At 52.1% G+C, this 24,901-nt stretch carries 22 protein-coding genes; 15 read left to right on the plus strand and 7 right to left on the minus strand.

Going from position 1 to position 24,901, the window contains the following annotated elements:
* Positions 1-587: 587 nt before the first annotated feature.
* Positions 588-1,757, minus strand: coding sequence for a class I SAM-dependent methyltransferase (locus ACFQ1Z_RS09020; protein WP_379057058.1), 1,170 nt, complete (start codon positions 1,755-1,757; stop codon positions 588-590).
* Between the two features lie 75 nt (positions 1,758-1,832).
* Here ACFQ1Z_RS09020 and ACFQ1Z_RS09025 point away from each other — a divergent pair, with 75 nt between their 5' ends.
* The 3 genes from ACFQ1Z_RS09025 (at position 1,833) to topA (ending at position 6,376) form a co-directional block, all read left to right on the plus strand.
* On the plus strand, positions 1,833-2,576 hold the full coding sequence (locus ACFQ1Z_RS09025) for a pteridine reductase (RefSeq protein WP_379057206.1): 744 nt from the start codon (positions 1,833-1,835) through the stop codon (positions 2,574-2,576).
* Positions 2,577-2,716: 140 nt separating this feature from the next.
* The gene (ttcA, locus tag ACFQ1Z_RS09030) at positions 2,717-3,658 is read left to right on the plus strand and encodes a tRNA 2-thiocytidine(32) synthetase TtcA (RefSeq protein WP_379057059.1); all 942 of its coding nucleotides are present in this window, start codon (positions 2,717-2,719) and stop codon (positions 3,656-3,658) included.
* A gap of 111 nt (positions 3,659-3,769) precedes the next feature.
* Positions 3,770-6,376, plus strand: a complete 2,607-nt coding sequence (gene topA, locus ACFQ1Z_RS09035) for a type I DNA topoisomerase (RefSeq protein WP_379057060.1) — start codon at positions 3,770-3,772, stop codon at positions 6,374-6,376.
* 88 nt (positions 6,377-6,464) lie between these two features.
* Here topA and ACFQ1Z_RS09040 read toward each other — a convergent pair whose 3' ends face one another.
* Both ACFQ1Z_RS09040 and metK read right to left on the minus strand, forming a co-directional pair.
* A complete protein-coding gene (locus ACFQ1Z_RS09040; RefSeq protein WP_379057061.1) occupies positions 6,465-7,706 on the minus strand; it encodes an HD-GYP domain-containing protein in 1,242 nt (413 codons plus the stop codon).
* Between the two features lie 133 nt (positions 7,707-7,839).
* Entirely contained in the window at positions 7,840-9,003 is a 1,164-nt protein-coding gene (metK, locus tag ACFQ1Z_RS09045) for a methionine adenosyltransferase (RefSeq protein WP_379057062.1), read from the minus strand.
* Positions 9,004-9,167: 164 nt separating this feature from the next.
* On the opposite strand from metK, the gene dapF reads away from it, so the two are divergent.
* The 4 genes from dapF (at position 9,168) to ACFQ1Z_RS09065 (ending at position 12,451) form a co-directional block, all read left to right on the plus strand.
* Complete coding sequence (dapF, locus tag ACFQ1Z_RS09050; RefSeq protein ID WP_379057063.1) at positions 9,168-9,998, plus strand: diaminopimelate epimerase; 831 nt, start codon at positions 9,168-9,170, stop codon at positions 9,996-9,998.
* 15 nt (positions 9,999-10,013) lie between these two features.
* Entirely contained in the window at positions 10,014-10,670 is a 657-nt protein-coding gene (locus ACFQ1Z_RS09055; RefSeq protein WP_379057064.1) for a DUF484 family protein, read from the plus strand.
* A gap of 81 nt (positions 10,671-10,751) precedes the next feature.
* Entirely contained in the window at positions 10,752-11,633 is an 882-nt protein-coding gene (gene xerC / locus ACFQ1Z_RS09060) for a tyrosine recombinase XerC (protein WP_379057065.1), read from the plus strand.
* Positions 11,634-11,866: 233 nt separating this feature from the next.
* Complete coding sequence (locus ACFQ1Z_RS09065) at positions 11,867-12,451, plus strand: superoxide dismutase (RefSeq protein WP_379057066.1); 585 nt, start codon at positions 11,867-11,869, stop codon at positions 12,449-12,451.
* 128 nt (positions 12,452-12,579) lie between these two features.
* Here the strand turns inward: ACFQ1Z_RS09065 and ACFQ1Z_RS09070 are convergent, their stop codons facing one another.
* Positions 12,580-13,023, minus strand: coding sequence for a winged helix-turn-helix transcriptional regulator (locus ACFQ1Z_RS09070; protein WP_379057067.1), 444 nt, complete (start codon positions 13,021-13,023; stop codon positions 12,580-12,582).
* Positions 13,024-13,117: 94 nt separating this feature from the next.
* On the opposite strand from ACFQ1Z_RS09070, the gene fabF reads away from it, so the two are divergent.
* Positions 13,118-14,383: a beta-ketoacyl-ACP synthase II gene (fabF, locus tag ACFQ1Z_RS09075; protein WP_379057068.1), complete on the plus strand. Its 1,266-nt coding sequence runs from the start codon at positions 13,118-13,120 to the stop codon at positions 14,381-14,383.
* Positions 14,384-14,428: 45 nt separating this feature from the next.
* On the opposite strand, the gene ACFQ1Z_RS09080 is transcribed toward fabF, so the two are convergent.
* On the minus strand, positions 14,429-15,340 hold the full coding sequence (locus ACFQ1Z_RS09080) for an alpha/beta fold hydrolase (protein WP_379057069.1): 912 nt from the start codon (positions 15,338-15,340) through the stop codon (positions 14,429-14,431).
* Between the two features lie 120 nt (positions 15,341-15,460).
* Between ACFQ1Z_RS09080 and ACFQ1Z_RS09085 the strand changes: the two genes are divergently transcribed.
* Positions 15,461-16,075: a TetR/AcrR family transcriptional regulator gene (locus tag ACFQ1Z_RS09085; protein WP_379057070.1), complete on the plus strand. Its 615-nt coding sequence runs from the start codon at positions 15,461-15,463 to the stop codon at positions 16,073-16,075.
* A complete protein-coding gene (locus ACFQ1Z_RS09090; RefSeq protein ID WP_379057071.1) occupies positions 16,057-17,469 on the plus strand; it encodes an MFS transporter in 1,413 nt (470 codons plus the stop codon). Before ACFQ1Z_RS09085 ends, ACFQ1Z_RS09090 begins: the two co-directional genes overlap by 19 nt.
* Positions 17,470-17,501: 32 nt before the next feature.
* Here ACFQ1Z_RS09090 and ACFQ1Z_RS09095 read toward each other — a convergent pair whose 3' ends face one another.
* Positions 17,502-18,398 (minus strand): LysR family transcriptional regulator, encoded by an 897-nt coding sequence (locus ACFQ1Z_RS09095; protein ID WP_379057072.1) that lies wholly within the window; start codon positions 18,396-18,398, stop codon positions 17,502-17,504.
* Positions 18,399-18,516: 118 nt separating this feature from the next.
* Between ACFQ1Z_RS09095 and ACFQ1Z_RS09100 the strand changes: the two genes are divergently transcribed.
* From ACFQ1Z_RS09100 to eutC, 5 genes are all read left to right on the plus strand, one after another.
* Positions 18,517-19,356, plus strand: coding sequence for an oxidoreductase (locus ACFQ1Z_RS09100; protein ID WP_379057073.1), 840 nt, complete (start codon positions 18,517-18,519; stop codon positions 19,354-19,356).
* 149 nt (positions 19,357-19,505) lie between these two features.
* Positions 19,506-19,757: a hypothetical protein gene (locus ACFQ1Z_RS09105; protein ID WP_379057074.1), complete on the plus strand. Its 252-nt coding sequence runs from the start codon at positions 19,506-19,508 to the stop codon at positions 19,755-19,757.
* Positions 19,758-20,017: 260 nt separating this feature from the next.
* Positions 20,018-21,364, plus strand: coding sequence for an ethanolamine permease (gene eat / locus ACFQ1Z_RS09110; protein ID WP_379057075.1), 1,347 nt, complete (start codon positions 20,018-20,020; stop codon positions 21,362-21,364).
* Positions 21,365-21,406: 42 nt separating this feature from the next.
* Positions 21,407-22,801, plus strand: coding sequence for an ethanolamine ammonia-lyase subunit EutB (locus ACFQ1Z_RS09115; RefSeq protein ID WP_379057076.1), 1,395 nt, complete (start codon positions 21,407-21,409; stop codon positions 22,799-22,801).
* A 1-nt stretch (position 22,802) separates the two neighbouring features.
* The gene (gene eutC / locus ACFQ1Z_RS09120) at positions 22,803-23,588 is read left to right on the plus strand and encodes an ethanolamine ammonia-lyase subunit EutC (protein ID WP_379057077.1); all 786 of its coding nucleotides are present in this window, start codon (positions 22,803-22,805) and stop codon (positions 23,586-23,588) included.
* 31 nt (positions 23,589-23,619) lie between these two features.
* Here the strand turns inward: eutC and ACFQ1Z_RS09125 are convergent, their stop codons facing one another.
* Entirely contained in the window at positions 23,620-24,621 is a 1,002-nt protein-coding gene (locus ACFQ1Z_RS09125) for a helix-turn-helix domain-containing protein (RefSeq protein WP_379057078.1), read from the minus strand.
* Positions 24,622-24,901 lie beyond the last annotated feature (280 nt).

A 24,901-nucleotide genomic window follows, 5' to 3' on the forward strand; every position in this document is an offset into this window, starting at 1 on the left:
AACATCCATGGGCAATGGTCGCTTAGTAAATTGCTTTTCTCAATGGTTAAGCGGGATGCGCTGTAAGCAGATTCACTGAAATAACCGCGTAGTGTCTTTCCGGGTCCCCTATCTGACGCGCCGAGTAGGGCAGGCAGCGTGGGAGGGGTCGGCCAGCGTCTGTTCGAGTTCCGCGGTGGCTTGCGTAGTGTGCAAGCCGCTAGGGCGAGTTTCGTTGGACGCCCACGTTGTCGAGCAACGCAGGGAAAAAGCGGATGCTAGGGTGCCCTTTCTTTTGGTGCCTTTTCTTTGGGCACACAAAGAAAAGACACTCGCCTAGAGGCGAAAAAGAACGGTGAAATAGAACACTGAACCATCCAAGGAAAAATAACTCGCCGAATGGCGAAATAAAATGCCGAATCTGAGCACAGAACCATTTAAAGAAATACCGATTAGAACTTCATAGAAAGTGCAACGACAGTTCTTTGTTGCAACCAAGCTATGAATGAATTTTGCCTAGATTCCGGCCTCCGCCGGAATGACGGGCTATTGAAGTAAGCAACCGCTTTCCATACAACTCAGCTACTGGCTAGTTCTGAAAACAACAATCACAACTGATGCCGCTTATCCCCCTGCAAAAACCCCAGCAACGGCAATTCCACCCTTTTGGTCAACGCCAACACCTTAAACAACTCCCCCATCTCCGCCGGAGAAAGCAACTTTTGCACTGCTGCCACCGCAGGTAAATAACGCCCGCTATCTTCAGGAGAGATGGTTTGCAACAGCTGCAAAATGCCGCAATTCATCAAAAACTGCGCCTGAGAGGTGTACCCGGCGCAACTGGCTCCGTGTGCGAGTGCCGTTTCTGCCATGGCGGTGAAATCGACATGGGCTGTGATGTCCTGCAAGCCGGGGTAGATGAACGGATCATCATGCGCATAATGCTGAAAGTGGCACATCAGCGTGCCCTGGCTACGTTGCGGGTGATAGTACTCACGCGCGGAAAAGCCGTAATCCAGCATCAGGATCAGGCCTTGCTGCAATATTGTTGTCAGGCTGGTGATCAGGCCTTGCCCGGCGGGGGAGATTTCGGTGAGATAGTTATCCGGCAGCTGGCTGTGATCTATATGTGCTGCCAGTGAGAACTCTTGCAGCGGCCTGTCCTGCCAGGCGAAACCCTGCTCATAGACCACGCCGCGTTCCTGCCATTGTCCGTTGTGCCAGTGGATCAACTGTACTGCGATCGCATCCAGCACTTCATTGCCCAGCACTACGCCGGTAAAAGTGTCGGGGAGCGTATCCAGCCAGTGCACGCGGGAGAATAGCGCTGGCGGCAATGTGGCTTGCAAGTGTTGCTGCTGCCGTTCGCGCAGGCTGGCACTGACATCGAGGATGTAATAGCGGCCAGGCAACTGCCCTGCCTCACTGAGTTGTAGCAGCACGCCACTGGCCAGTTTGCCGGTGCCGGCGCCCAGTTCCAGCACATCACCGCCGGTCTGGCTCAGCACCTGCTGTACCTGGTTGGCTAATGCGCGTGCAAACAGCGGCGAGATCTCCGGCGCGGTGACAAAATCACCGCTATCGCCGAACTTATTAGCGTCACCACTGTAATATCCCAGGTGCGGAGTATAGAGCGCGCTGTGCATATAATCTGCAAATGAGATCCAGCCGCCGTGATGTTGTATCTGCTGCCGCAGATGCGCGATCATAGCTGCGCTATGCTGTTGCGCCGTTGCATCCAGTGCAGGCAATCGTGAAGAAATGGTTTGCGCAGTCATACAGCTATTATAATGTGACCAGTCCAGAATAAAGAGTGCAACGTGAATTCCAATCCAGCAGCCCAGCAAGTCGCCATGCAAGCAACCAAGGTCGTTTTAATTACCGGGGGAGCCAAACGTGTGGGCGCTGCCATTGCGCGCGAACTGCACCGCCATGGTGCCAGTATCATGCTGCACTACCACACCAGCACGGCTCAGGCCCAGACGCTGCAGGACGAGCTGAATGCAATACGGCCCGGCAGTGTGGCTATCCGGCAGGCCAACCTGCTGGACACTGCCGAATTGCCATTATTGGTGGCGGCGACCGTGCAGCAGTTCGGGCGACTGGACGCGCTGGTGAATAATGCTTCCAGCTACTATCCGACCCAACTGGGGTCTATCAATGCTGAGCACTGGGAAGACCTGATGGGCAGCAACCTGAAAGCGCCTTTGTTCCTCAGCCAGGCGGCGGCCGATGCGCTGCAGGCTAGTGAGGGTTGCATAGTCAATATCACCGACATGCATATAGAGCGCCCGAAAAAACATTACATTGTTTATAGTGCGGCGAAAGCCGGGCTGGTCAGCCTGACCAAATCACTGGCGCAGGAACTCGGCCCCAGAGTGCGGGTCAACGCGGTGGCACCGGGGCCGGTGTTATGGCCGGACGACAATCAGGAGTTTGATGAAAGCTACCGCCAGCAGGTCATTAACCAGACCCTGCTCAAACGCACCGGTGAACCGGCGGATATCGCCAAAGCGGTGAAGTTCCTGATCGAGGACGCGCCGTTTGTGACCGGGCATGTGCTGGCGGTGGACGGTGGCCGCCACCTGAGCATTTAAGCCAGCTGGCACTGCAAGCGGCTACTACAAGCTGGCCTGTCATCAAGCTCAGGCGGCGCCAGGGCAGGCAGGCTTAAATCAACCATCATAATCAAAGACTTAGCGTGACTTTAGATCGCTTTCCGCTATAATGCGCGCCTATGAAGACCAAACACTACCCAGACGATGTCAGCCAAAACTTCCTGAAACTGCGCAATCAGTTGATCAGTGCGACCGGCAAAGCCATCGGCGACTACAATATGATAGAAGAAGGCGACACCGTGCTGGTGTGCATGAGCGGCGGTAAAGACAGCCATGCCATGCTGATGATCTTGCTGGCCTTGCAGGAGCGCGCGCCTATCAATTTTAAATTGATCGCGATGAACCTGGACCAGAAGCAGCCGGGCTTTCCTGAAGATGTGCTGCCACGCTACCTGGAGCAACTGGGCGTGGAATACCGCATAGTCGAGGCAGACACCTATTCCATCGTCAAAGAAAAGATTCCCGAAGGCAAGACCACTTGCAGCCTGTGTTCGCGCCTGCGTCGCGGCATCATCTACACCACGGCACAGCAGCTGGGCGCGACCAAGATCGCCCTTGGCCACCACCGCGACGACATCGTGCAGACCTTGTTCCTGAACATGTTTTATGGTGCCAAGATGAAAGCCATGCCACCCAAGCTCGCCACCAACCGCGGTGAGTTCATGGTCATACGCCCGCTGGCGTATTGTGCCGAGAAAGACATTGCGGCTTATGCCCGCGCCATGCAGTTCCCTATCATTCCGTGCGATCTATGTGGCGGCCAGGAAAACCTGCAACGGCAAAAAATCAAGGATATGCTCAACAACTGGGAACGCGAGCAACCCGGGCGTATCAACAATATATTCCGTGCCATAGGCAATGTAGAGCCTTCGCACCTGGCTGACTTTGACCTGTATGATTTCAAGCACCTGAGCCAGGCCAAAGAAGAAGATGAAGACCCTATGTTCGATCATGAAAAATTCTCACCTGGCGACATGGCGCTGACTATCGCCGCGCAGGATGACAAACGCATAGAGTTTGCGCGCAAACCTTTCCCGGTTTCAGTGGCGACGGAAGAATAAATAAGCTCTGATGCAGCAAAGACTTAAAAAATATGGACTTTCAGCACGGATAGGTTGTCTATTCGTCAGAACGCTTGCTATTATCTAGCCAACTCTTATATACGCCACCTAATGTCTAAACTGCTTATCGTTGAATCACCGTCAAAAGCCAAGACCCTGAAAAAGTATCTGGGTAGCGATTTTGAAGTCCTGGCTTCATACGGACACGTCCGCGATCTGATCCCCAAGAACGGTGCGGTGGACCCCACCCAGCAGTTTGCGATGAAGTACGACATTATCGATCGCAACAGCAAGCATGTGGATGCGATCGCCAAAGCAGTGAAACATGCAGACAGCATCTACCTGGCGACCGACCCGGACCGTGAAGGCGAAGCCATCTCTTGGCATATCGCCGAGATCCTGGCGGAAAAAAACCTGGTTAAAAACAAGCTGATCAAACGGGTGGAATTCAACGAGATCACGCAAACGGCAGTCAAACATGCCATAGATCATCCGCGTGATATCTCTATGGACCTGGTCAATGCGCAGCAGGCGCGCCGCGCACTCGATTATCTGGTCGGCTTTAATTTATCGCCGCTGTTGTGGAAAAAGATTCGTAGAGGCTTATCCGCAGGCCGGGTGCAGAGCCCGGCTTTGCGCCTGATCGTAGAACGCGAACTGCAGATAGAAGCCTTTACCAGCCAGGAATACTGGAGCATCCATATGAGTGCGCTCAAGCATGCGCACGGCTTTGATGCCAAGCTGGTACAGCTCAATGGGCAAAAGGTGGAACAGTTCACCGTCACCCAGCATGACCAGCAGGCAGATATCGTAGGCAAACTGTTGCTGGCCTCGGCCGGCAAGACCACGGTCACCCGCGTAGAGAAAAAACAACGCAGCCGCAGCCCGGCCGCGCCGTTCACCACCTCTACCCTGCAACAGGAAGCAGTGCGTAAACTGGGCTTTACCACCAGCCGCGCCATGCGCGTGGCGCAGCAATTGTACGAAGGTATGGACGTAGGCAGCGGCACCGTCGGCCTGATCACCTATATGCGTACCGACTCTTTCAGCCTGGCCGCAGAAGCAGTCATGCAGATACGTGATTACGTGAAAAAGCATTTTGATGCAGACTACCTGCCAAAATCGCCCATCATGTACAAAACCAAAGCCAAAAATGCGCAGGAAGCGCACGAGGCGATACGCCCTACCGACATCACCCGCACGCCCGCCAGTGTGCGCCAGTACCTCAACGACGAGCAGTTCAAACTGTATGAAATGATCTGGAAGCGTACCCTGGCCTGCCAGATGACCCAGGCCAAATACGATGCCGTCAGCGTAGACCTGGCAGTGGGCAGCGAGGCGACACTGTTCCGCGCCAGCGGCCAGACCCTGATCTTCCCCGGCTTTATTGCCGTGTATATGGAAGGCAAGGATGACGACAAGGAAGACGAAGATGCAGAGGCAAAACTGCCGCATCTGGAAACCGGTGAAGTGCTGACGGTAGAAAAGATCTTTGGCGAACAACACTTTACCGAACCACCGCCACGCTACTCAGAAGCCAGCCTGGTCAAAGCACTGGAAGAATACGGCATAGGTCGCCCTTCCACCTACGCCAGCATCATCTCCACCCTGCAAGACCGCGAATACGTCATCCTCGATAAAAAACGCTTTACGCCTACCGATGTAGGCCGCGTGGTGAACAAGTTCCTCACCGAACATTTTACCCAGTACGTGGATTACGACTTCACCGCCAAGCTGGAAAACGAACTGGATGAGATCGCCGAAGGTAACCTGGACTGGATACCGGTGATGGACAAGTTCTGGCAGGGTTTTAACCAGCAGATCATAGGCAAGGCCGATGTTGAACGCCCGGGTAATGAGCTTATAGACGAGCTATGCCCTAAATGTGGCCGCCAGCTGCAGAAACAGCTCAGCCGCTATGGCAGCTTTATTGGCTGTACCGGCTACAACGCCACGCCAAAATGTGATTACAAACGCAACCTGGATGGCGAAGCCAATGCCGCCAGCGAGCCGGTAGTCATAGGCCTGGATGCCGAAACCAGCAAAGAGATCTATCTTATGAATGGCCCGTATGGCCCTTATCTGCAAGTCGGCCTGCCGGTCGAAGGCGAGAAGAAAAAGCCCAAGCGCGTCAGCATCCCTAAAGAGATCCCGCTCAGCCAGGTGAATATCGATACCGCACACATGCTGTTGAGTTTGCCACGCGACCTCGGCAGCCATCCGGAAACCGGCAAGAAGATCATTGCCAACATCGGCCGTTTCGGCCCGTATGTGAATCATGACGGCAAATTCAAATCCATCCCCAAAAGCGAGAGTGTGTTTGGTATAGACCTGGCTGGCGCCGTGGCCCTGCTGGCAGCAGCCAGCGGCCCGGCGGTACTGGCCGATCTGGGCGCACACCCTTCTGGCGAAGGCCGGGTAGAAGTATTCTCCGGCCGCTTTGGCCCTTATGTGCAACATGCAGGCATACGTGCCACCCTGCCAAAAAGCGTGACGCCAGAAGAGCTGACACTGGAACAGGCGCTGGAATTACTGACCGAGAAAGCGGCCAAAGGCGGCGGCAAAGCCACCGGCAGAAAACCGGCAGCGAAAAAAGCACCCGCCAAAAAAGCTGCCGCTAAAAAAACACCGGCAAGCAAAGCCACCACTGCCGCCCCCAAGAAAGCAGCAGCGGCAAAACCGGCAGCGGCCAAGCGTACAAAAAAAGCAGCAGAGTAATGTCGCCCTTAGGGTGATGAGCAATAAAAAAGGAGCCTCAGGCTCCTTTTTTATTGGCATGTGCCTGTCAAACCATGTCAACCTGCGCTTATTGCGCAGCCCATAAATGTTCGATATTGCCTATGCCCCAGCTCATGGCAGATTCGTTGCTGACGATCTCATCGGCACCCTGCCGGGAGAGATCTATCTCCTCAACCGGTATATGCACCAGTGATTTGGTGGAGAAAAATGCTTTCACCACTGGCATTAACAGATTGTCCGGAGTTTGGCGCACCACCACTGCCAGACGGCCGGACTTGAGCATCACCACCGTGCCTATCGGGTAGATGCCCATGCTCTTCACAAAAGCTTCCAGCACTTTAGGGTCAAAATGGCCATTCCAGGAAGCCATGCGCTTGAGGGCGATACCTGGCTCCCAGCCCGGCTTGTAGGCACGGGTGGAAGTGAGGGCATCATAGACATCACAGATAGCACCCATGCGCGCATAAATGCTGATATTGTCGCCCGCCAGATGACCAGGATAGCCGCTACCATCTATTTTTTCATGATGATGCAAACATACATCCAGCGTCACCGGGTCGGTGATATTGGCTTTGAGCAGCATGTCATAGCCTTTCTGCGGGTGTAGTCGTATGACATCGAACTCATAGTCTGTGAGCGAACCAGGCTTATTGAGGATCTGCACCGGCACTTCGGCTTTGCCCATGTCATGCATCAGTCCGGCCAGGCCGGCCTGCATGACTTCGGCTTCGGATAATTTGAGTTCTCTGGCCAGGTTGGTCATTAATGCACTGACTGCGATCGAGTGCATATAGGTGTAATCATCCGCAGTTTTCAAACGTACCAGACTGATCAAGGCATGCGTGTTCCTGGTGACCGAGGCGGAGATCTCCTCCACCAGCGGCATCACATTTGCCGCCTCTATCACTTTGCCCATGCGCAGATCTTTAAACATGGACATGATCTCGCGCCGCGAGGACTGGATGATTTTTGCCGCTTTGCGATGCTCGGCATCCAGCGGCACCTGTTTCACTTCAGGTATCTGTTTCACCCCAGGCATCACTTCTTCAGCGACGCCATCCAGCTCCAAGAGCGCCAGCTCTTTGTCGGTCAGTGTCTCTGCCACCGGCTCAGGCTCTGGCAACACATCCAGCCCGCGTGTGTTGTCTATCACCACTTCCTTGAGCGCACTGCCCCTGAGCTTGAGCAGGTCCAACTCATCCTTGAGGATGAACTTGGTGCGCCAAAAGGGATGATCCATCCATGGGCCTTTCAGCTCGTGGATATACATCCCGATTCTTACCTGGTTGACGGCGATTGTTTTTAACATACTGCCAGCTAAAGTATTTTGCTCTTTTTAATTGATACACATCATCTTACGCTTGATATCGTCAACAAATCGAAAAAAAAGAGGGCTAAAAGCCCTCTTCAAAATTACTTTTGCAGCTATGTTTTATTGGCGATCACAAGCCGGCAGCAGCACGCAGTTCAGCCGCTTTATCGGTCGCTTCCCAGGTGAATTCCGGCTCGTCACGGCCAAAATGGCCATAGGCAGCGGTTTTAGTGTAGATCGGGCGCAGCAGGTCCAGCATTTTGACTATGCCTTTAGGGCGCAGGTCAAAATGCTCACGCACCAACTGTGTCAATTTATCATCAGATATTTTGCCTGTGCCGTAGGTTTCTACCATGATAGAGGTAGGCTGCGCCACGCCGATGGCGTAACTGACTTGCACCAGGCATTTGTCTGCCAGGCCAGCCGCCACGATATTCTTGGCCACATAGCGGCCAGCATAAGCCGCAGAACGGTCTACCTTGGAAGGGTCTTTACCGGAGAAAGCACCGCCGCCGTGCGGGGCTGCGCCACCGTAGGTGTCAACGATGATCTTGCGGCCGGTCAGGCCACAATCACCTTGCGGGCCACCGATCACAAAACGGCCAGTCGGGTTGACCAGGAATTTGATCTCGCCCTTGATCAGCTCGGCAGGCAGGGTAGGCTTGATGATCTCTTCGATCACTGCTTCACGTATCGCTTCCAGCGACATCTCAGGCGCGTGTTGGGTTGAGACCAGCACGGTATCTATCTTGTGCGGTTTGCCATCGATATATTGCACAGTGACTTGCGACTTGGCATCCGGGCGCAACCATGGCAAACGGCCATCTTTACGCAGTTGTGCCTGGCGCTCCATCACGCGGTGGCTCAACCAGATAGGCAACGGCATCAGTTGCGGGGTCTCGTTCACCGCATAGCCAAACATCAGGCCCTGGTCGCCTGCACCCTGGTCCAGCGGGTCATCATTGGCGTTATCTACGCCCTGGGCGATATCTGGCGATTGCTTGTCATAAGCCACCAATACCGCGCAGCCTTTGTAATCAATGCCGTAATCAGTATTGTCGTAGCCTATGCGTTTCACCGCATCGCGCGCCACTTTGATGTAATCGACATTGGCGGTGGTGGTGATTTCACCAGCCAGCACGATCAGGCCGGTATTGGCCAGTGTTTCGGCAGCAACGCGGGCAGTCGGGTCCTGGGCAAGAATTGCATCCAGTATGCTGTCAGACACCTGATCAGCCAGTTTATCGGGATGGCCTTCGGAAACCGATTCCGAAGTAAAAAGATATTCACTCATGTTTGACGCCTTGAAAAGTAAAAATGGTTGATCAATGACACCGACTAAAGGCTGAAGCCGGCACCTAAAAGGAAGCAAGATTCTACCCGAGTTTGCCTTTGTATCGGAATAAATGTTATGCGCAAGCTGCCATTGCCGGGCTGGTTAGAGTATCATTTCAAGCCATGAAACTCAGATTCACCAAAATGCAGGGCGCCGGCAATGACTTTGTGGTCATTGATGCGACGCAAGCGCCTGTACACTTATCTCACACGCAGATACAGCACATTGCCAACCGCTATTTCGGTGTCGGTTGCGACCAGTTGCTTATGGTAGAAAGCACAGACACGCCCGGCATAGATTTCCGCTACCGTATCTTCAATGCCGATGGCAGCGAAGTCGAGCAATGTGGCAACGGTGCCCGTTGCTTTGTGCGTTTTGTGGTCGACAAAGGCCTGACCAGCAAACGCGAGATCAAGGTAGAAACAGCCAGCGGCAACCTGACCCTGACCCTGCAGGATGACGGCCAGGTCACGGTGGATATGGGTGCACCAAGATTCGCCCCGGCACAGATCCCGTTTGAGGCCGCCGACCAGGCGACCGCTTACGAACTGCCACTGCAGGATGAGGTAGTGACTATCAGCGCCGTCTCTATGGGCAACCCGCATGCGGTGATGCTGGTAGACAATGTGCACACTGCCGAAGTAGCCAGCCTGGGGCCACAGATAGAGTCACACCCGCGCTTTCCGCAACGCGTGAATGCCGGCTTTATGCAGGTACTGAACGAACATGAGATCAACCTGCGCGTTTACGAACGCGGCAGTGGTGAAACCCTGGCCTGCGGCACCGGCGCCTGTGCCGCCGCAGTCAGCGGCATACAGCTGGGCACCTTGCAAAGCCCGGTCAAAGTACATACGCGTGGTGGCATATTGACCATCAGCTGGAACGGTAACGATAGCCCGGTGATGATGACAGGCCCCGCAGACATCGTCTTTGAAGGCGACATTGAAATTTAAGCAGATGATAGAAGCATGATGGAAGACAGCATTAACGAAAACGATATCAAGCATTACCTGAAAGCGCATCCGGACTTCTTTGAAAGCCATGCGCACTTGCTGGCCGAGTTGTTCCTGCCCAGTCCGCATGGCAAAGGCACCATCTCGCTGGCAGAACGCCAGCAGATCGCCCAGCGCGACAAGATACGCGTGCTGGAATCACGCTTCACCGAGCTGATATTGACGGCAGAAGAAAACGAAGCCACCGCCAACAAGGTGCATGAATTAACGCTGGGACTGCTGTTTGCCAAAGATGTGCCGGCATTACATGCACATCTGGTGGAGTTCCTGGCTACGCACTTTCAGTTGCCGAACGCCAGGCTCAGGCTGTGGACCAATGAGATCCATGCCGCCGACGACATTTTCCTAGACGCTGAAGAGTCACTCAAAAACTGGGCCAAGGATTTAAGCCAGCCTTACTGTGGCACCCTGCCTACCATGGATATCGCCGGCTGGTTCACCGAGTCACCGGCTTCGCTGGCAGTGATCCCCATGCGCTATCAGGAAGTGACCTTTGGCCTGCTGGCTATCCCCAGTGAACAGCGCAGCCGCTTTTATGCCGGCATGGGTACCTTGTTTTTAAACAGGATAGGCGAGCTGGTCAGCGCCTCGCTTGCCAGATACATCATATGAAAGCCCCCGCTGAGGTTTCCGCCAAGAGGCATATTCTTGCGGCAATTGTCAGCGTAGAACATCACCTGCGGGGTAAGCAGCATGCATGAGCTGCTGGATGATTACCTGGACTTTCTGCACTTTGAACGCGGCCTGAGTGAACATACCCGCAACAACTACCAGCGCGATATCAGCCTGCTGTTAAAACAGCACGCGCAAGAGCTGAGAACGCTGACCGCGCAACAGATACGGCGCAATATCGCCAGCCTGCACAGCCAGGGCCTGAGTGGCCGCAGCATCGCCCGCATACTCTCCAGCTGGCGCGGGTTTTTCCACTATCTGGTGCTGCATCATCAGTTCCCTGCTAACCCGGTGATAGGCTTGCGCGCACCCAAGTCACCCAAAACTCTGCCGCATGCGCTGTCTATAGAGCAAACCAACAAACTGGTAGAGCTGGAAGGTGATGACCCCATGGTGATGCGTGACCGCGCCATGCTGGAGTTGTTCTACTCATCCGGCCTGCGGCTCAGTGAAGTGGTCGGCCTGGACCTGGAGCGGCTGGACCTGCAGCAAGGCATAGTCACCGTGATCGGCAAGGGCAACAAGACCCGCATGGTGCCGCTGGGCAGCAAAGCCATTGCTGCCATGCAGGCGTGGTTGAGCGTGCGCCCGCTGTGGTTGAGCAAACGCCCGGCCGAAACCGCGGTGTTTATCAGCCAGCAAGGCCGGCGTATCAGTGGTCGCAGCATACAGATGCGCGTGAATGACTGGGCAGTCAAACAAGGCCTGCATAACCACGTGCACCCGCATATGTTACGTCACAGCTTTGCCAGCCATGTATTACAGAGCAGCGGTGACCTGCGTGCGGTGCAGGAGATGCTGGGCCACGCCAACATCAGCACCACGCAGGTGTATACCCACCTCGATTTTCAGCACCTGAGCAAGATCTACGATGCGGCGCACCCGCGTGCACGTAAGAAATAAGCTTTTGCCAGAAATAAGGCTTTGTTAGTGTAAGAATATGCCCAGGCCGCGTGTTACGGCATAGCAAAATATGGCAAAATAACCCATTAAACCGCTAAACCTTTTACCGGTCTAGCTGTTCTAAACAGCACACTGGATGTGACACCCATAAAAATAACTGCGTCTTAACAAGACTTTTTAACAAGATTTTTTCAATCGCATTTCAATCAACACACCATAAAAAAGGAAACACCATGGAACATACCTTACCCCCATTACCGTTTGCCAAAGATGCATTAGCACCACATATTTCAGCAGAAACGTTTGACTACCACTACAGCAAACACCACCAGACTTATGTGACCAACCTCAACAACCTGATCAAGGGCACCGAGTTTGAAAATGCCAGCCTGGAAGAGATCATCAAAAAATCTTCCGGCGGTATCTATAACAACTCAGCACAGGTGTGGAACCACACCTTCTTCTGGAACAGCCTGTCTCCTAACGGCGGCGGCGAACCTACAGGTGCATTGGCCGATGCCATCAAGGCCAAATGGGGTTCTTTTGAAGAATTCAAAAAAGCCTTCCAGGCTTCAGCCGTAGGTAACTTTGGTTCAGGCTGGACCTGGCTGGTGAAAAAAGCCGATGGCACAGTTGATATCCTCAACACAGGCGCAGCCGGCACGCCACTGACCACAGGTGAAACCGCCCTGCTGACTATAGACGTGTGGGAACATGCTTACTACATCGACTACCGCAATGCACGTCCAAAATTCGTAGAGACCTTCCTGGCCAGCCTGGCTAACTGGGAATTTGCGGCCAAGAATTTCGCAGCCTGATACTCAGCTTTTGAGTTAATTAACAGGTAATTTAAAAGGCCTCTAAATCACTATTTAGAGGCCTTTTTATTGATACTTTCTTTGAAATTGAGTAGCTAGATTTTGCACCAAAACTTTCAGCCCATCACTCAAGCTACAACTGATAATGTTTTGTGCTGAACTGCATCGATTTCTTTATGGGTTGTTTTATCAACCAGCACCAGATCTACAGGTGCACCGCTATCAACATCGACTAACACCATCTTAAGCCCATCTTCGGCATAGTATTTGTTACCCCATTGCATGATAGTCAATAACACCGGCCTGAAATCCAGGCCTTTTTGCGTGATCTTGTATTCATACCTGGGAGGCTTCTCGCAGTAGAGATGACGGACCAGCAACCCAGATTCAACCATACCGTTCAAGCGCCGGGTCAAGGTACTGGTGGCGATGCCCAGATTATTCTGGAAATCATCAAACTTTGATGTGCCCAGCATGGCATCTCGTAAAATCAAGATATTCCACCACTCGCCAACATGCTCAAGACTTCTTGCGATCGGGCAGTGCATTTTTTCCAAGCTCTTATTTTTCATAGCAAAATCACGTAACTTTCATTATAGAAGTAACTATAGTATAGTGACTTCAATTATAAAAGTTACATTGTAGATCGTTATGTCAAAGGAAGATATGGACAGAATAGTGATTACTGGGATGGGGATAGTTTCTCCACTTGGCTGTGGTGTAGAACATGTTTGGCAGCGCTTACTTTCGGGCCAATCTGGAATCAAAAAACTAGCCGCCAATATAGCCGATCACCTGAATAGCAAAGTTGCAGGCATAGTCCCGGATAAGTCCGAGGACTCAGTGGCTGGGTTTGATCCTGAGCAGGTGATTTCCAGCAAAGAGCTGAAGAAAATGGATAGATTCATTCAATTTGCGATTATTGCCGCTGAGGAGGCTATCAAACAGGCAGGTTGGCATCCTAAAACGGAGAGAGAGCAATCCAGGACTGCGACTGTCATCGCCTCTGGCATAGGCGGTTTTCCGGCGATCGCTAATGCGGTACGCACCACTGACGCCAGAGGTGTATCCAGGCTATCCCCTTTCACTATTCCCTCTTTTTTAGTCAATCTGGCAGCAGGTCATATTTCGATCAGATATGGTTTTAAAGGCCCGATAGGCGCGCCAGTGACTGCCTGCGCAGCAGGTGTGCAAGCGATTGGCGATGCTGCCCGCATGATACATTCCGGTGAAGTGGATGTGGCAGTCTGCGGTGGAGCTGAGGCCTGCATTGATCTGGTTAGTCTGGGCGGATTCGCCGCCGCCAGAGCATTGTCATCGGCTTTTAATGACACTCCAGAGCAAGCTTCGCGTCCATTCGACGCTCAACGTGATGGTTTTGTGATGGGCGAAGGCGCCGGCGTATTGGTGATAGAAAAACTCAGTCATGCCATTGCACGCGGCGCAACACCTATCGCGGAGATCGTCGGCTACGGCACTTCTGCTGACGCTTATCACATCACTTCAGGGCCTGAAGATGGAGATGGCGCAAAACGTGCGATGGAGACAGCGATCCGCATGGCGGATATCAACCCCGATCAGATACAACACCTCAATGCCCATGCCACTTCAACACCAGTAGGAGACGCTTGCGAGATTCAGGCGATTAAAACGGTATTTGGAGAACATAGCCCAGTTGCTATTTCGTCAACCAAATCTGCAACCGGCCATCTGTTAGGGGCTGCCGGTGGCATAGAAGCGATCTTTACTGCTCTTTCTCTCAGAGACCAGATTGCGCCACATACTCAAAACCTGACCCAAGCAGATGCGCAGGCAGAACATTTCAATTTCATAAAATCCCAGCCTATGAAAATGAAAATTGAATATGCCATCAGTAACGGCTTTGGTTTTGGTGGCGTCAATGCCAGCATCTTGTTAAAGCGATACGCCTGAGTATCACTCACCAGGACGGTTCATTCCTGGTGAGTGAGCATTAACTTAGTTCAGGAAATTCGCTACCTTGCTGACAAAATCAGCTGGGTATTGAAACAGTGATCCATGACCAGAGTCCGGGTATAACACCAATTGCGCATTAGTCAGGTTCTGGTACATGGCGATCGAGTTAGCGGTATCCAACATGGTGTCATTTGATCCTTGCACAACTAACACTGGCTGCTTAATGGATTTCAAGAGGCTGAATTCCGGGTCTGGTGTGTTTGCCCAGGTAATAAGTGCTTTGGCGTGCGAGTTCATATCCTCTTTAGAAATTTCCGGATCACGATCTTTACGCGTGCTTGATCGTGCAATGAATTCTTTAGCTGCGGCCTGGCTGTTAGCTGTTTGCGTAAAGAATAAATATTGTCTTGGATCGATATTCGCCTGGGCGAACGCCTCACCAAGCACTTTCAATAAATGATCACCGCCGCCTTTGTTAGACGTGCCCACCAGTACCAGCTTGCGGATCTTGTCCGGATGCGCTGCCGCCAGTTCTTGTGCAATAAAGCCACCCATAGAGAAACCAACCAAATCAACTTGCTTATAGCCCAAAGCGTTGATAAAGGCATTCGCATCCTTAGTCATTTGATCAATGCTATCAGCGACCTTACCAGTGGTATGGCCCATACCGGTGTTGTTAAACACGATCACCTGATGTGATTTGGCCAGGCCATCAATCACTGCCGGATCCCAATAATCCATAGTGCCGGTGAAGTGCTGCAAAAAAACGATGGGCGTCCCGGTTTTTTTACCAAAACTCCTGAATGAGAATTTAATGCCGTTTGCTTCTACGGTTTGATTGGCTACGGTTGCCAGACCTACATTCGCACCTGCGGCAGTCGCTTCGGTGATGCCCAACGCAAATAAAGAGTTGAATATAAGTGCCTGGCTGATGATGTTTTTAAGTTTGTACATTTGTATATCTCCTAGAAAAATTATTTATTTACCTATCGGTACAAAATAATTTATAGAAGCTTGTTGCGTATGTCAACATATTTATGTACCATTTGGTAAATAAATATTCGGAGTCAGTTTATGAGTACTGAGATCGCTAAGCGTCAACGTGGCAGACCAAGATCATTTGATAAAGAAAAAGCACTGACCATCGTGCTCGATCTTTTTCGCAAAAAGGGTTTTGATCACACTTCAGTTGAAGATATCGCTTCTGCCCTGGATTTGAAGAAACCCAGTTTATATGCTGCGTTTGGCAATAAAGAGCAACTATTTCTTGATGTATTGAATGCCTATGTGAGCGGACCGACCGCTTATTTTCAACAGGTATTCGATGAGACCACCACCAAGGCGCTGGTCAGCAAATTGCTTTTGCAGTCTATAGAAGTGCTTTTTTACTTTGCCAAGCCCAGTGGTTGCCTGGTGGTCATGAGTACTGCCAGCCACGAGCTGGAGCGGATCGGCATACAGCAAAAACTAATCGCCAGCTTGCAACAACATCAACATAAACTGGCTGAGCGCTTCGAAGCTGCCAGAAAAGCCGGTGAGCTTAAAAGTAGTATCAATGCAGATAGCTTGGCCTTGTACGTCGTGACCATACACAAGGGGCTATCGCTGCAAGCGATCAATGGCTCGACAAAAGCTGAGCTGACTGACCTGGTTCAACAGGTGATGGATTTTTGGCCGACGGCATCATGACTAATCCCGCGACGACTATGCTCAACGATCAGACAGCTCATTCAAGGCCGTGGTTGATATTCCATATTGCCAGCCTGGCGACCTTTCTGGTTTCAATTGATACCACGGTACTGTATGTAGCCTTTCACAGCATCTCGAAGAGTTTTCCTGATGCCAGTGCTACTAGTATTTCGTGGGTGATGAATGCGTACACGCTGGTATATGCCACCTGCCTGATTCCGGCCGGCGGCTTAGCTGACCGGTTTGGCCGCAAAAAAGTATTCATGTACGGTGTTGCCGCATTTATTTTTGCTTCGGTTTTATGCGGCTTGTCGCCAAATGTACACACACTGATCTTGGCCAGAATGCTGCAAGCGGTAGGGGCATCCTTGCTCGGGCCGGCGGCATTATCGTTGATCCTGGAAGCGTTTCCTAAACAAAAGCGCGCCATTGTAGTGGGCGCCTGGGGCGCAACAGGCGCACTGGCTGCGGCGCTGGGTCCCGCTTTTGGCTCATGGATCGTAGATAGTTTTGGCTGGGAATGGGCGTTCTACATCAATGTGCCGCTAGGCTTATATTGCCTGATCAGGGGGCGTAAGCATTTGCTAGAGTCCAGCAATCCGGTCACCAAGGTCAGGTTTGACCTGGTGGGCATGGTGCTGATCATTGCTGCTATTGCTTTAATCGTTAGTAGCTTGATCGAGTACAAGCTATATATTAACCAGCTGATGTTTCCACTCGCTTTACTCACTGCAGGGGTATTACTGTTGGCAGTGTTTATCTACTGGTGTAAGCGGGCTTTAAATCCATTGCTGGATATCAGTCTTTTTCACAGTAAAACCTATCAGGCCGTGAATACTGCTGCGTTCTTCTTTTCCATTGCCTTTGCCACCATGTTTTTCTCATTCTTTTTTCTGATGACCAAGATATGGGGCTACAGTTTGCCGCAAGCTGGTCTGGCGATGATGGCTGGTCCTGTGACCGTCGTTCCCACGGCATTGCTTGGTGGCAGGGTCGCCGCCAAGTATGGCCACAAAATCGTGCTGACCATAGGCTGCCTCATTTTTTCTTTGAGCTCCATCTGGTATTTGTTCGCCATTACTGCGACACCTGATTATTTATGGGCATGCCTGCCAGGCCAACTCATTTCAGGGGTTGGTGTGGGCTTAGTCATGCCGTCTTTATCCGGTGCCGCGGTGCATGATTTGCCGCAAAAAGACTACGCGATCGGGAGTGCCATTAATCAGGCTATCCGGCAGGTTGGTACTGTATTCGGTGTCGCGCTCACCGTAGCCTTTTTAGTAAAAGCTGACTTGGTGCTGGATGACTTCCATCACTTATATGAGATTCAATTTCTATTGGTCATAGTATCCGCAGGCCTGGTTACAAAAGTAGATACCTCGCGGAATGTCTGAATTTGGAGGAAAAATGAAAGCCGGACTGGCCACTAATGCAAAGCCAGCTTTTTATCCATGCAAAACTCAATAAACCGCCTGACTCTCACAGGTATCTTGATACGCTCGGCGTAATACATATAGATCCCCAGTCTGGGCACCCTGGCTTCCGGCAGCATAGACACCAGTGCCCCGCTCGCGAGCTCCTGTGTGATCAGGTATTCACTGAGCTGGCCTATACCTAACCCGCGTTTGACCGCCTCTATCTCTGCTTCGATATTATTGAACCTGGCCACCGAAGGCACATGGATATAATCGACCTCATCATTCACCAGTATCTCCCACGGCAACTCCTTACCAGTTTGCGGATGCAGAAAGGCGGTACAGCGGTGCATTTGCAGCTCAGGGATAGCGGTGGGCATGCCAAACTTTTCTATGTATGCGGGTGCCGCACAAACCACAGAAACGATCTCCCCCAACTTGCGCGAGATGACATTGCGCTCAGGGGAAAGGCCGGTCCTGAAACCGATATCTATCCTCAGGCTGACAATATCAACAAAGTCATCGCTGAGTAGCAGGTCAAAATGAATGTCCGGGTGTAGCGCCTGAAACTGTGCTAACAGCGGCATCAGCACGCGGTTACCAAAAGCCAGTGGCGCCGCCAGCCTGATCTTGCCATCCATGCCCTGCCTGCTTTGCTCCAGTCCCGCCAGTGCATCATTCAGCATGTGCATGCCAGGGTTCGCATGCTGAAAAAGATGCTCGCCTTCCTCTGTCAGGCTTAAATGTCGGGTAGAGCGGTGTAGTAACTTCAAGCCCAGATGCGTCTCGAGTTGCCTGACCGCCTTGCTGACGGCTTGCGGAGACACACCCTGGTCTATGGCTGCTTTTCTAAAGCTCATGTTCTGCGCTACCGCAACAAACATGGTCAATGATCTGATCATCTGCATATAAGCAACTTTTAGTTGATAATAAAACAATTATATTGTGTATTTTTTAAACAATATAGACTCACTATGATGACTGTACGTACTGCATTTCGCAGCATATGACAGATAGGAGATCAGCATGAGTACACAATCAAAAGTATGGTTTATTACTGGCGCATCACGTGGTTTCGGGGCATTGATCGCCAAAGATGCATTGGCACGCGGTGACCAAGTGGTTGCTACCGCCCGCAACCCGCAGACGGTGATAGCTGCTTTAGGCGACCACCCCAACCTGCTGGCGCTGCAGCTGGATGTCACCAATGAACAGGCGGCGATTGCAGCAGCCAAACAAACTATTCAGCGCTTTTCCCGCGTGGATATCCTGGTCAATAACGCCGGTTATGGTTTGCTGGGCGCAGTGGAGGAATCCGGCGACCAGGAAGTCAAAGACCTGTTCAATACCAATGTGTTCGGCCTGCTGAATGTGATACGCGCTGTAGTGCCTTATATGCGTCAGCAAGCCAGCGGCCACATTATCAATATCTCCTCTATAGGCGGCTACGCCTCCTATCCTGGCTGGGGGGTATATTGCGCCACCAAGTTTGCCGTAGAAGCGCTGACCGAATCACTGGACTACGAGCTCAAAGCGCTGGGCGTCAGGGCGACTACCGTAGAACCCGGATTCTTCAGGACTGATTTTCTGGATAGCACATCCCTGGTATCTACCAGGCTGAGCTTGCCTGAATACGCAGGCACTGTCGGTGCCATGCGTGAATTTGCAGCTTCGGCCAACCATGCACAACCGGGCGACCCGGCAAAGTTATCGCAAGCTATCCTCAAACTCGCAGATAGTGACAACCCACCGTTGCGCCTGCCTTTAGGTTCTGACACCGTGGATAAACTGATAGAGAAGAATCGCTTTGTCGAAAAAGAACTGAATGACTGGCGTCAGCTGGCGCTTTCCACTGATTTTGCTTGAACACAGATTTCATTTGAAGCATACGCCCCAACGTCATCAAGATGTTGGGGCCAGCCATGCAAACATGAGACAAAAACCTGATTGGTCTTTAAAATAGCAGCGACCTGCAACCGTGATTCAAACTGACCCGGCCCACTGGATAACTGCTTATGGACTTTCATATATTTTCTGCCTTTTATTTAGTGCCGTTAATTATCTCGGCCATAGGCTCACTGATAGAATTCCGAAACTGCGAGTTTGATACTTTCAAGCACGCACTCGGCAAAGCATTCTTCCTGGCTTTCAGGAGCATGGTGCCGGTGCTCAACATTTTTTCTGCCATTCTCTACCTGATCACTTGCAGCACCTATACCTGGAAAAGATCGGCTAGCTGGAAAAAATCAGCCTTTCCCAAAAAGTGATGCAAGCCGCGTAGACATCCTCCCCGCTGAGTTGGTGCGTGTGGCCACTTAATCCACCAGCTTTGCCCGGGAAAAACGGCCAGCTATCAGCAAGCTACCGTTTTTTTATAATACATGTGCTATCAGTTAAACCTTAATCTAGCTACGGCAAGCATGGGGCTCATATTTTCTCTCCCAATATTGCGAAAATGGGATAGTTGAGTTGAGGCGAAAATCGCATGATAAGACCACGATTTTTTTAACTTCGAGGGGGAACTGTCATGAGTACATCGTTAAAGCCAACGCTGAACGGCTGGCATTTGTGGGGACTTGCGGTCGGCTTGGTGATATCCGGGGAATATTTTGGCTGGAGCTATGGCTGGGATAAGGCAGGAACATTAGGCTTTTTGGTGACGACGATCTTTATCGCGTTGATGTACACCACTTTCATTTTCAGCTTTACCGAACTGACCACTTCGATCCCTCATGCTGGCGGGCCTTTCGCCTATGCCAGACGCGCTTTTGGCCATAAGATGGCTTATGTGGCAGGCTATGCGACTCTGATCGAGTTTTTGTTTGCGCCGCCGGCGATCGCAATGGCGATCGGGGCCTACCTGAATGTGCAATATCCCGGCATTGATCCCAAGATTTTTGCCGTCGCCGCTTACATTATCTTTGTCTGCCTGAATATCGCTGGCGTGCATATTGCCGCGACGTTTGAACTGCTGGTGACCTTGCTGGCGATCATTGAATTACTGGTGTTCATGGGGGTGGTTGCGCCTGGCTTTTCCATGTCAAACTTTGTTGCACATGGCTGGGCTGGCAATGACGCTTTCACCAGCGCAGCGATTCCGGGGATGATAGCGGCGATTCCGTTTGCGATCTGGTTCTTTCTGGCGATCGAGGGGGTCGCCATGGCTGCTGAAGAAGCCAAAGACCCGAGAGCAACGATACCAAAAGCATATATTGCCGGGATTCTGACACTGGTTTTTCTGGCCATGGGTGTCATGCTGTTTGCCGGAGGGGTGGGTGACTGGAGAACGCTGGCCAACGTCAATGATCCTATTCCAAAAGCGATGAAAGTGGTGGTGGGTGGCAACAGTGGCTGGCTGCATATGCTGGTATGGATAGGCTTGCTAGGGCTGATCGCGTCTTTCCATGGCATTTTGCTTGGCTGCTCACGCCAGATCTTTGCCCTGGCGCGCGCTGGATTCATGCCCGAATATTTTGCAGACACCCATCCACGTTTTAAAACACCGCATCGCGCATTGATCGCTAGTGCAGTGGTGGGCCTGGCGGCTATTTTAAGTGATGACTTGCAGTTTAATGGTATGACTCTGACGGCAAACCTGATCACGATGGCGGTATTTGGCGCTATCGTCATGTATATTGTGGCTATGTTGAGTTTGTTTGCGCTGAGAAAAAACGAGCCTGGCATGCAGCGGCCTTTCCGCAGTATTGGCTACCCGCTATTCCCGGCGCTGGCCTTGAGCCTTGCAGTGATCAGCCTGTTGACCATGATCTACTTTAATCAGGAGCTGGCGCTGGTATTTAGCATACTCATGGCATTGGGCTACGTTTATTTCAGCATGACAGCAGTTCAGCGCGAGACCGCGACTGACCATTAAACGACAGCATTTATCCGGGGTGTTGTTGAGAGTGAGTAAAAGATGGCTTACGGTTACAGCGTAGGAGTACATCAATACCAGTTCAGGGATTTAAAACAGGTGATGGCGAAAGCGTCGCCGCCCCGTTCTGGCGATTTTCTCGCGGGGGTGGCTGCCGACACCTATGTAGAGCGCATGGCCGCCAGGATGTGCCTGGCCGCAGTGCCACTCAAGCGCTTTTTGCAGGAATTGCTCACCCCTTATGAAACGGATGAGGTCACCCGCCTCATTGTAGATACGCACGACAGCGAGGCCTTCAGCGAAATCAGCCATTTAACCGTAGGTGATTTTAGGGACTGGTTGCTGCTCGATAGCACCGATACCGCCACGCTGACGCGTGTAGCTAAAGGCATCACGCCGGAAATGGCGGCCGCAGTCAGCAAGCTCATGCGTAATCAGGATTTGATCCTGGTGGCAAAAAAATGCCAGGTCGTCACCGCCTTTCGCAACACCATAGGCCTACCCGGCCGTTTATCTGTGCGTTTGCAACCCAACCACCCTACCGATGATGCACGCGGTATCGCGGCGTCTATGCTGGATGGCTTGCTGTATGGCTCAGGCGATGCCGTTATCGGTATCAATCCCGCCACAGACAGCCTGCCCGGACTGATGAATCTGTATCACCTGGTGGATGAGGTCATCAACCAATACCAGATACCCACCCAGTCCTGCATTTTGACCCACGTGACCAACCAGATCCAGCTGATCGAGAAAGGCGCCCCTGTAGACCTGGTATTCCAGTCTATCGCCGGTACTGAGCAAGCCAATAAAAGCTTTGGGATCAACCTGGCTATCCTGGCAGAGGCGCATTCCGCAGCCTTATCACTGCAACGCGGTAACGTGGGCCAGAATGTGATGTATTTTGAAAGCGGCCAAGGCTCTGCACTCTCGGCCAACGCCAATTTCGACATGGACCAGCAAACGTGTGAGGCTCGCGCCTATGCGGTCGCCAGGCACTTTTCACCATTATTGACCAATACCGTGGTCGGTTTTATCGGCCCGGAATATTTGTACGACGGCAAACAAATCATACGCGCAGGCCTGGAAGACCACTTTTGCGGAAAACTCCTGGGCCTGCCGCTGGGCTGCGATGTCTGTTATACCAATCATGCCGAGGCTGACCAAGACGATATGGACACCTTGTTGACCTTGCTGTCGGTCGCTGGCATTACATTCATCATGGGTATTCCAGGCGCGGACGACATCATGCTCAACTATCAAACCACCTCCTTCCATGACGCGCTTTATTTACGTAAAACGCTCAAGCTGAAACCGGCCCCGGAATTTGAGCAGTGGCTACAACGCATGAATATCATGGACCAAAGCGGTGTGGTACGCCCTATAGACAACAGCCATGTGCTGTTACAGAATAAACCCAGGCAACTGATGGGTCATTAATATGCAACAGCCCCCTGCACGTCCCATGTCCGAGATCGTCAGCGAAGACCCCTGGGCGCAGCTTAAAAGTTTCACCCAAGCCCGTATCGCGCTTGGCAGGGTTGGTAGTAGCCTGCCCACCCGTGAAGTGCTGGATTTCAGCCTGAGCCATGCATTGGCACGCGATGCCGTACATCTAGCGCTTGATACGCAGACACTGATCGCCCAGATCCAGGCAGCTTTGGCGGTAGAAGTGCTGCATATCCACAGCCAGGCGCAAGACCGTGCCGCTTATCTGTTAAGGCCAGATTGGGGCCGTCAACTCAGCGAAGCAAGCAGGCAACGGCTGTCGTTGCTGCCAAAAGAAACAGGCATAGACCTGTTGCTGGTGGTGGCGGATGGATTGTCCTCACTCGCTGTTCAAAACCATGCCCTGCCCTTGCTGGAGGAGATCAGGAAACAGGCCCCCGCCGAATGGTATCTGGGGCCCTTGGTGGTGGCCTCGCAAGCCCGCGTAGCGCTGGCAGATGAGATAGGCGAGCAGTTAGGGGCCAGAATGGTGGCCATCCTGATCGGGGAACGCCCGGGATTGAGCTCACCCGACAGCCTGGGTGTTTATTTAACCCACCAGCCCAAACGTGGACGTAGCGATGCCGACCGCAACTGTATTTCAAACATCAGGCCAGGTGGTCTGGAGTATGCCGCCGCAGCTAAAAAACTGTTATGGCTGGCCAAAGAGGCCAGGCGGCTGAACGTGTCAGGTGTCGCGCTCAAAGATGAAAGCGAAGTAGTCATCATCAATAAATAAGCTGCTGGTCAAATGCAGCAACTGCCGGCAGCTAACAGTGAAAACGCTTGAAAGTGGTAGAAGGCGATTCGCCAAACATCTTTTTATACTCCTGCGAAAAATGCCCAAAGTGCCAAAACCCCCACGACGTGGCGGCCTCGGTCACCGACCTGGTGGACTTGAGCATTTGACGCACCGCATTCAGCCGCTCGGTACGCAAATAAACCACCGGGCTTTTATCGATCGCACGTTGAAAATGATACTGCAAGGTGCGATGGGTCATGGCCAGACACTGACAAAGTTCTATCACACTGACGGGGTCATCCTGGCGCAGGCGCACGATCTTCCTGGTTTTGGCCACCACTTGCCAGCATTGATGCTGGTAGTGGGCTGTTGTCGTTACCGTATCGTTCTCGCCAAGTAAAGCGTCCACTACCATTTGCAACGCCATTATCTGTGTTTCCTGGACTAAGTTCGCATAGTGCAGCAATCCGGGCAGCGTTTGCAGGGTCACAAACACAGAACGTAGAAAACGTACCAGATTGAGATATTTTTGTGGGCTCAAGCGCAGTATCCTGGCTTCACGCCATTGGCTGTGCAAGCGTTCCTGATACTCCTCAGACAAGTGCTGCATGAGGAACTGCCTGGAGATGACGATCAGGCCTATGGTCAGGTTTGGCGGAGAAACAAATTCAAAACCGGCACGGCCAGAATAAATATGTAGCGCCTGCTGCTCACAGGGGCTGCCACAAAAAATGCCTTTTTGCATAGTGTGCATGGGCACACCTATGGAAATCGCCGTCTCCTGATCCAGATAGCCCTGCTGATATAACTGCTGGTTGGTAAACTCGAGAAACAGGGAGACTTCAGGCAGATGCACATTGCTGACAAAACCATTGAAAACACCGGCCGAGAGTTGCGAATAGTCCTGATTCCAGCCTTGTAACAACTGCGCCTGTTCATCAAAATCCTGACTTAGATGATGCACATAACGCGATTCATCCGTGCTGTGCAATAAGGACAAGGCGGCTGATTCGTCAGTTATATGTCTCACCTGCAGACCTTTCCAGACAATTATTAATTAGCATTAATCCAGATCACATCTCAACGGATCGATTTCCCCTATACCCACAGTGTTGTCAGGCAGTGATTCAACGTATCAATAACTCGCGTTTGAATCACTCGTTGAGAAGGTAATCAATAGCTTGATAGATCGGCTACGCAGAAATACTAAGATGTCCGTGCTATGAATAGCTGACAGTGACTGAAATGCGCAGCTGACTTTGCCGATTTGGGATAGCTGACCCAGGTGCAAGTCAGCAAAATGCCCCTAC

The organism is Methylophilus luteus, assembly GCF_042676265.1.
GTDB lineage: Bacteria > Pseudomonadota > Gammaproteobacteria > Burkholderiales > Methylophilaceae > Methylophilus > Methylophilus luteus.

Bases quoted from the DNA above. Each gene is read 5' to 3' on its own strand.
- ACFQ1Z_RS09020 (WP_379057058.1), bottom strand. From the start codon at position 1,757: ATGACTGCGCAAACCATTTCTTCACGATTGCCTGCACTGGATGCAACG.
- ACFQ1Z_RS09025 (WP_379057206.1), top strand. From the start codon at position 1,833: ATGCAAGCAACCAAGGTCGTTTTAATTACCGGGGGAGCCAAACGTGTG.
- ttcA (WP_379057059.1), top strand. From the start codon at position 2,717: ATGAAGACCAAACACTACCCAGACGATGTCAGCCAAAACTTCCTGAAA.
- topA (WP_379057060.1), top strand. From the start codon at position 3,770: ATGTCTAAACTGCTTATCGTTGAATCACCGTCAAAAGCCAAGACCCTG.
- ACFQ1Z_RS09040 (WP_379057061.1), bottom strand. From the start codon at position 7,706: ATGTTAAAAACAATCGCCGTCAACCAGGTAAGAATCGGGATGTATATC.
- metK (WP_379057062.1), bottom strand. From the start codon at position 9,003: ATGAGTGAATATCTTTTTACTTCGGAATCGGTTTCCGAAGGCCATCCC.
- dapF (WP_379057063.1), top strand. From the start codon at position 9,168: ATGAAACTCAGATTCACCAAAATGCAGGGCGCCGGCAATGACTTTGTG.
- ACFQ1Z_RS09055 (WP_379057064.1), top strand. From the start codon at position 10,014: ATGATGGAAGACAGCATTAACGAAAACGATATCAAGCATTACCTGAAA.
- xerC (WP_379057065.1), top strand. From the start codon at position 10,752: ATGCATGAGCTGCTGGATGATTACCTGGACTTTCTGCACTTTGAACGC.
- ACFQ1Z_RS09065 (WP_379057066.1), top strand. From the start codon at position 11,867: ATGGAACATACCTTACCCCCATTACCGTTTGCCAAAGATGCATTAGCA.
- ACFQ1Z_RS09070 (WP_379057067.1), bottom strand. From the start codon at position 13,023: ATGAAAAATAAGAGCTTGGAAAAAATGCACTGCCCGATCGCAAGAAGT.
- fabF (WP_379057068.1), top strand. From the start codon at position 13,118: ATGGACAGAATAGTGATTACTGGGATGGGGATAGTTTCTCCACTTGGC.
- ACFQ1Z_RS09080 (WP_379057069.1), bottom strand. From the start codon at position 15,340: ATGTACAAACTTAAAAACATCATCAGCCAGGCACTTATATTCAACTCT.
- ACFQ1Z_RS09085 (WP_379057070.1), top strand. From the start codon at position 15,461: ATGAGTACTGAGATCGCTAAGCGTCAACGTGGCAGACCAAGATCATTT.
- ACFQ1Z_RS09095 (WP_379057072.1), bottom strand. From the start codon at position 18,398: ATGCAGATGATCAGATCATTGACCATGTTTGTTGCGGTAGCGCAGAAC.
- ACFQ1Z_RS09100 (WP_379057073.1), top strand. From the start codon at position 18,517: ATGAGTACACAATCAAAAGTATGGTTTATTACTGGCGCATCACGTGGT.
- ACFQ1Z_RS09105 (WP_379057074.1), top strand. From the start codon at position 19,506: ATGGACTTTCATATATTTTCTGCCTTTTATTTAGTGCCGTTAATTATC.
- eat (WP_379057075.1), top strand. From the start codon at position 20,018: ATGAGTACATCGTTAAAGCCAACGCTGAACGGCTGGCATTTGTGGGGA.
- ACFQ1Z_RS09115 (WP_379057076.1), top strand. From the start codon at position 21,407: ATGGCTTACGGTTACAGCGTAGGAGTACATCAATACCAGTTCAGGGAT.
- eutC (WP_379057077.1), top strand. From the start codon at position 22,803: ATGCAACAGCCCCCTGCACGTCCCATGTCCGAGATCGTCAGCGAAGAC.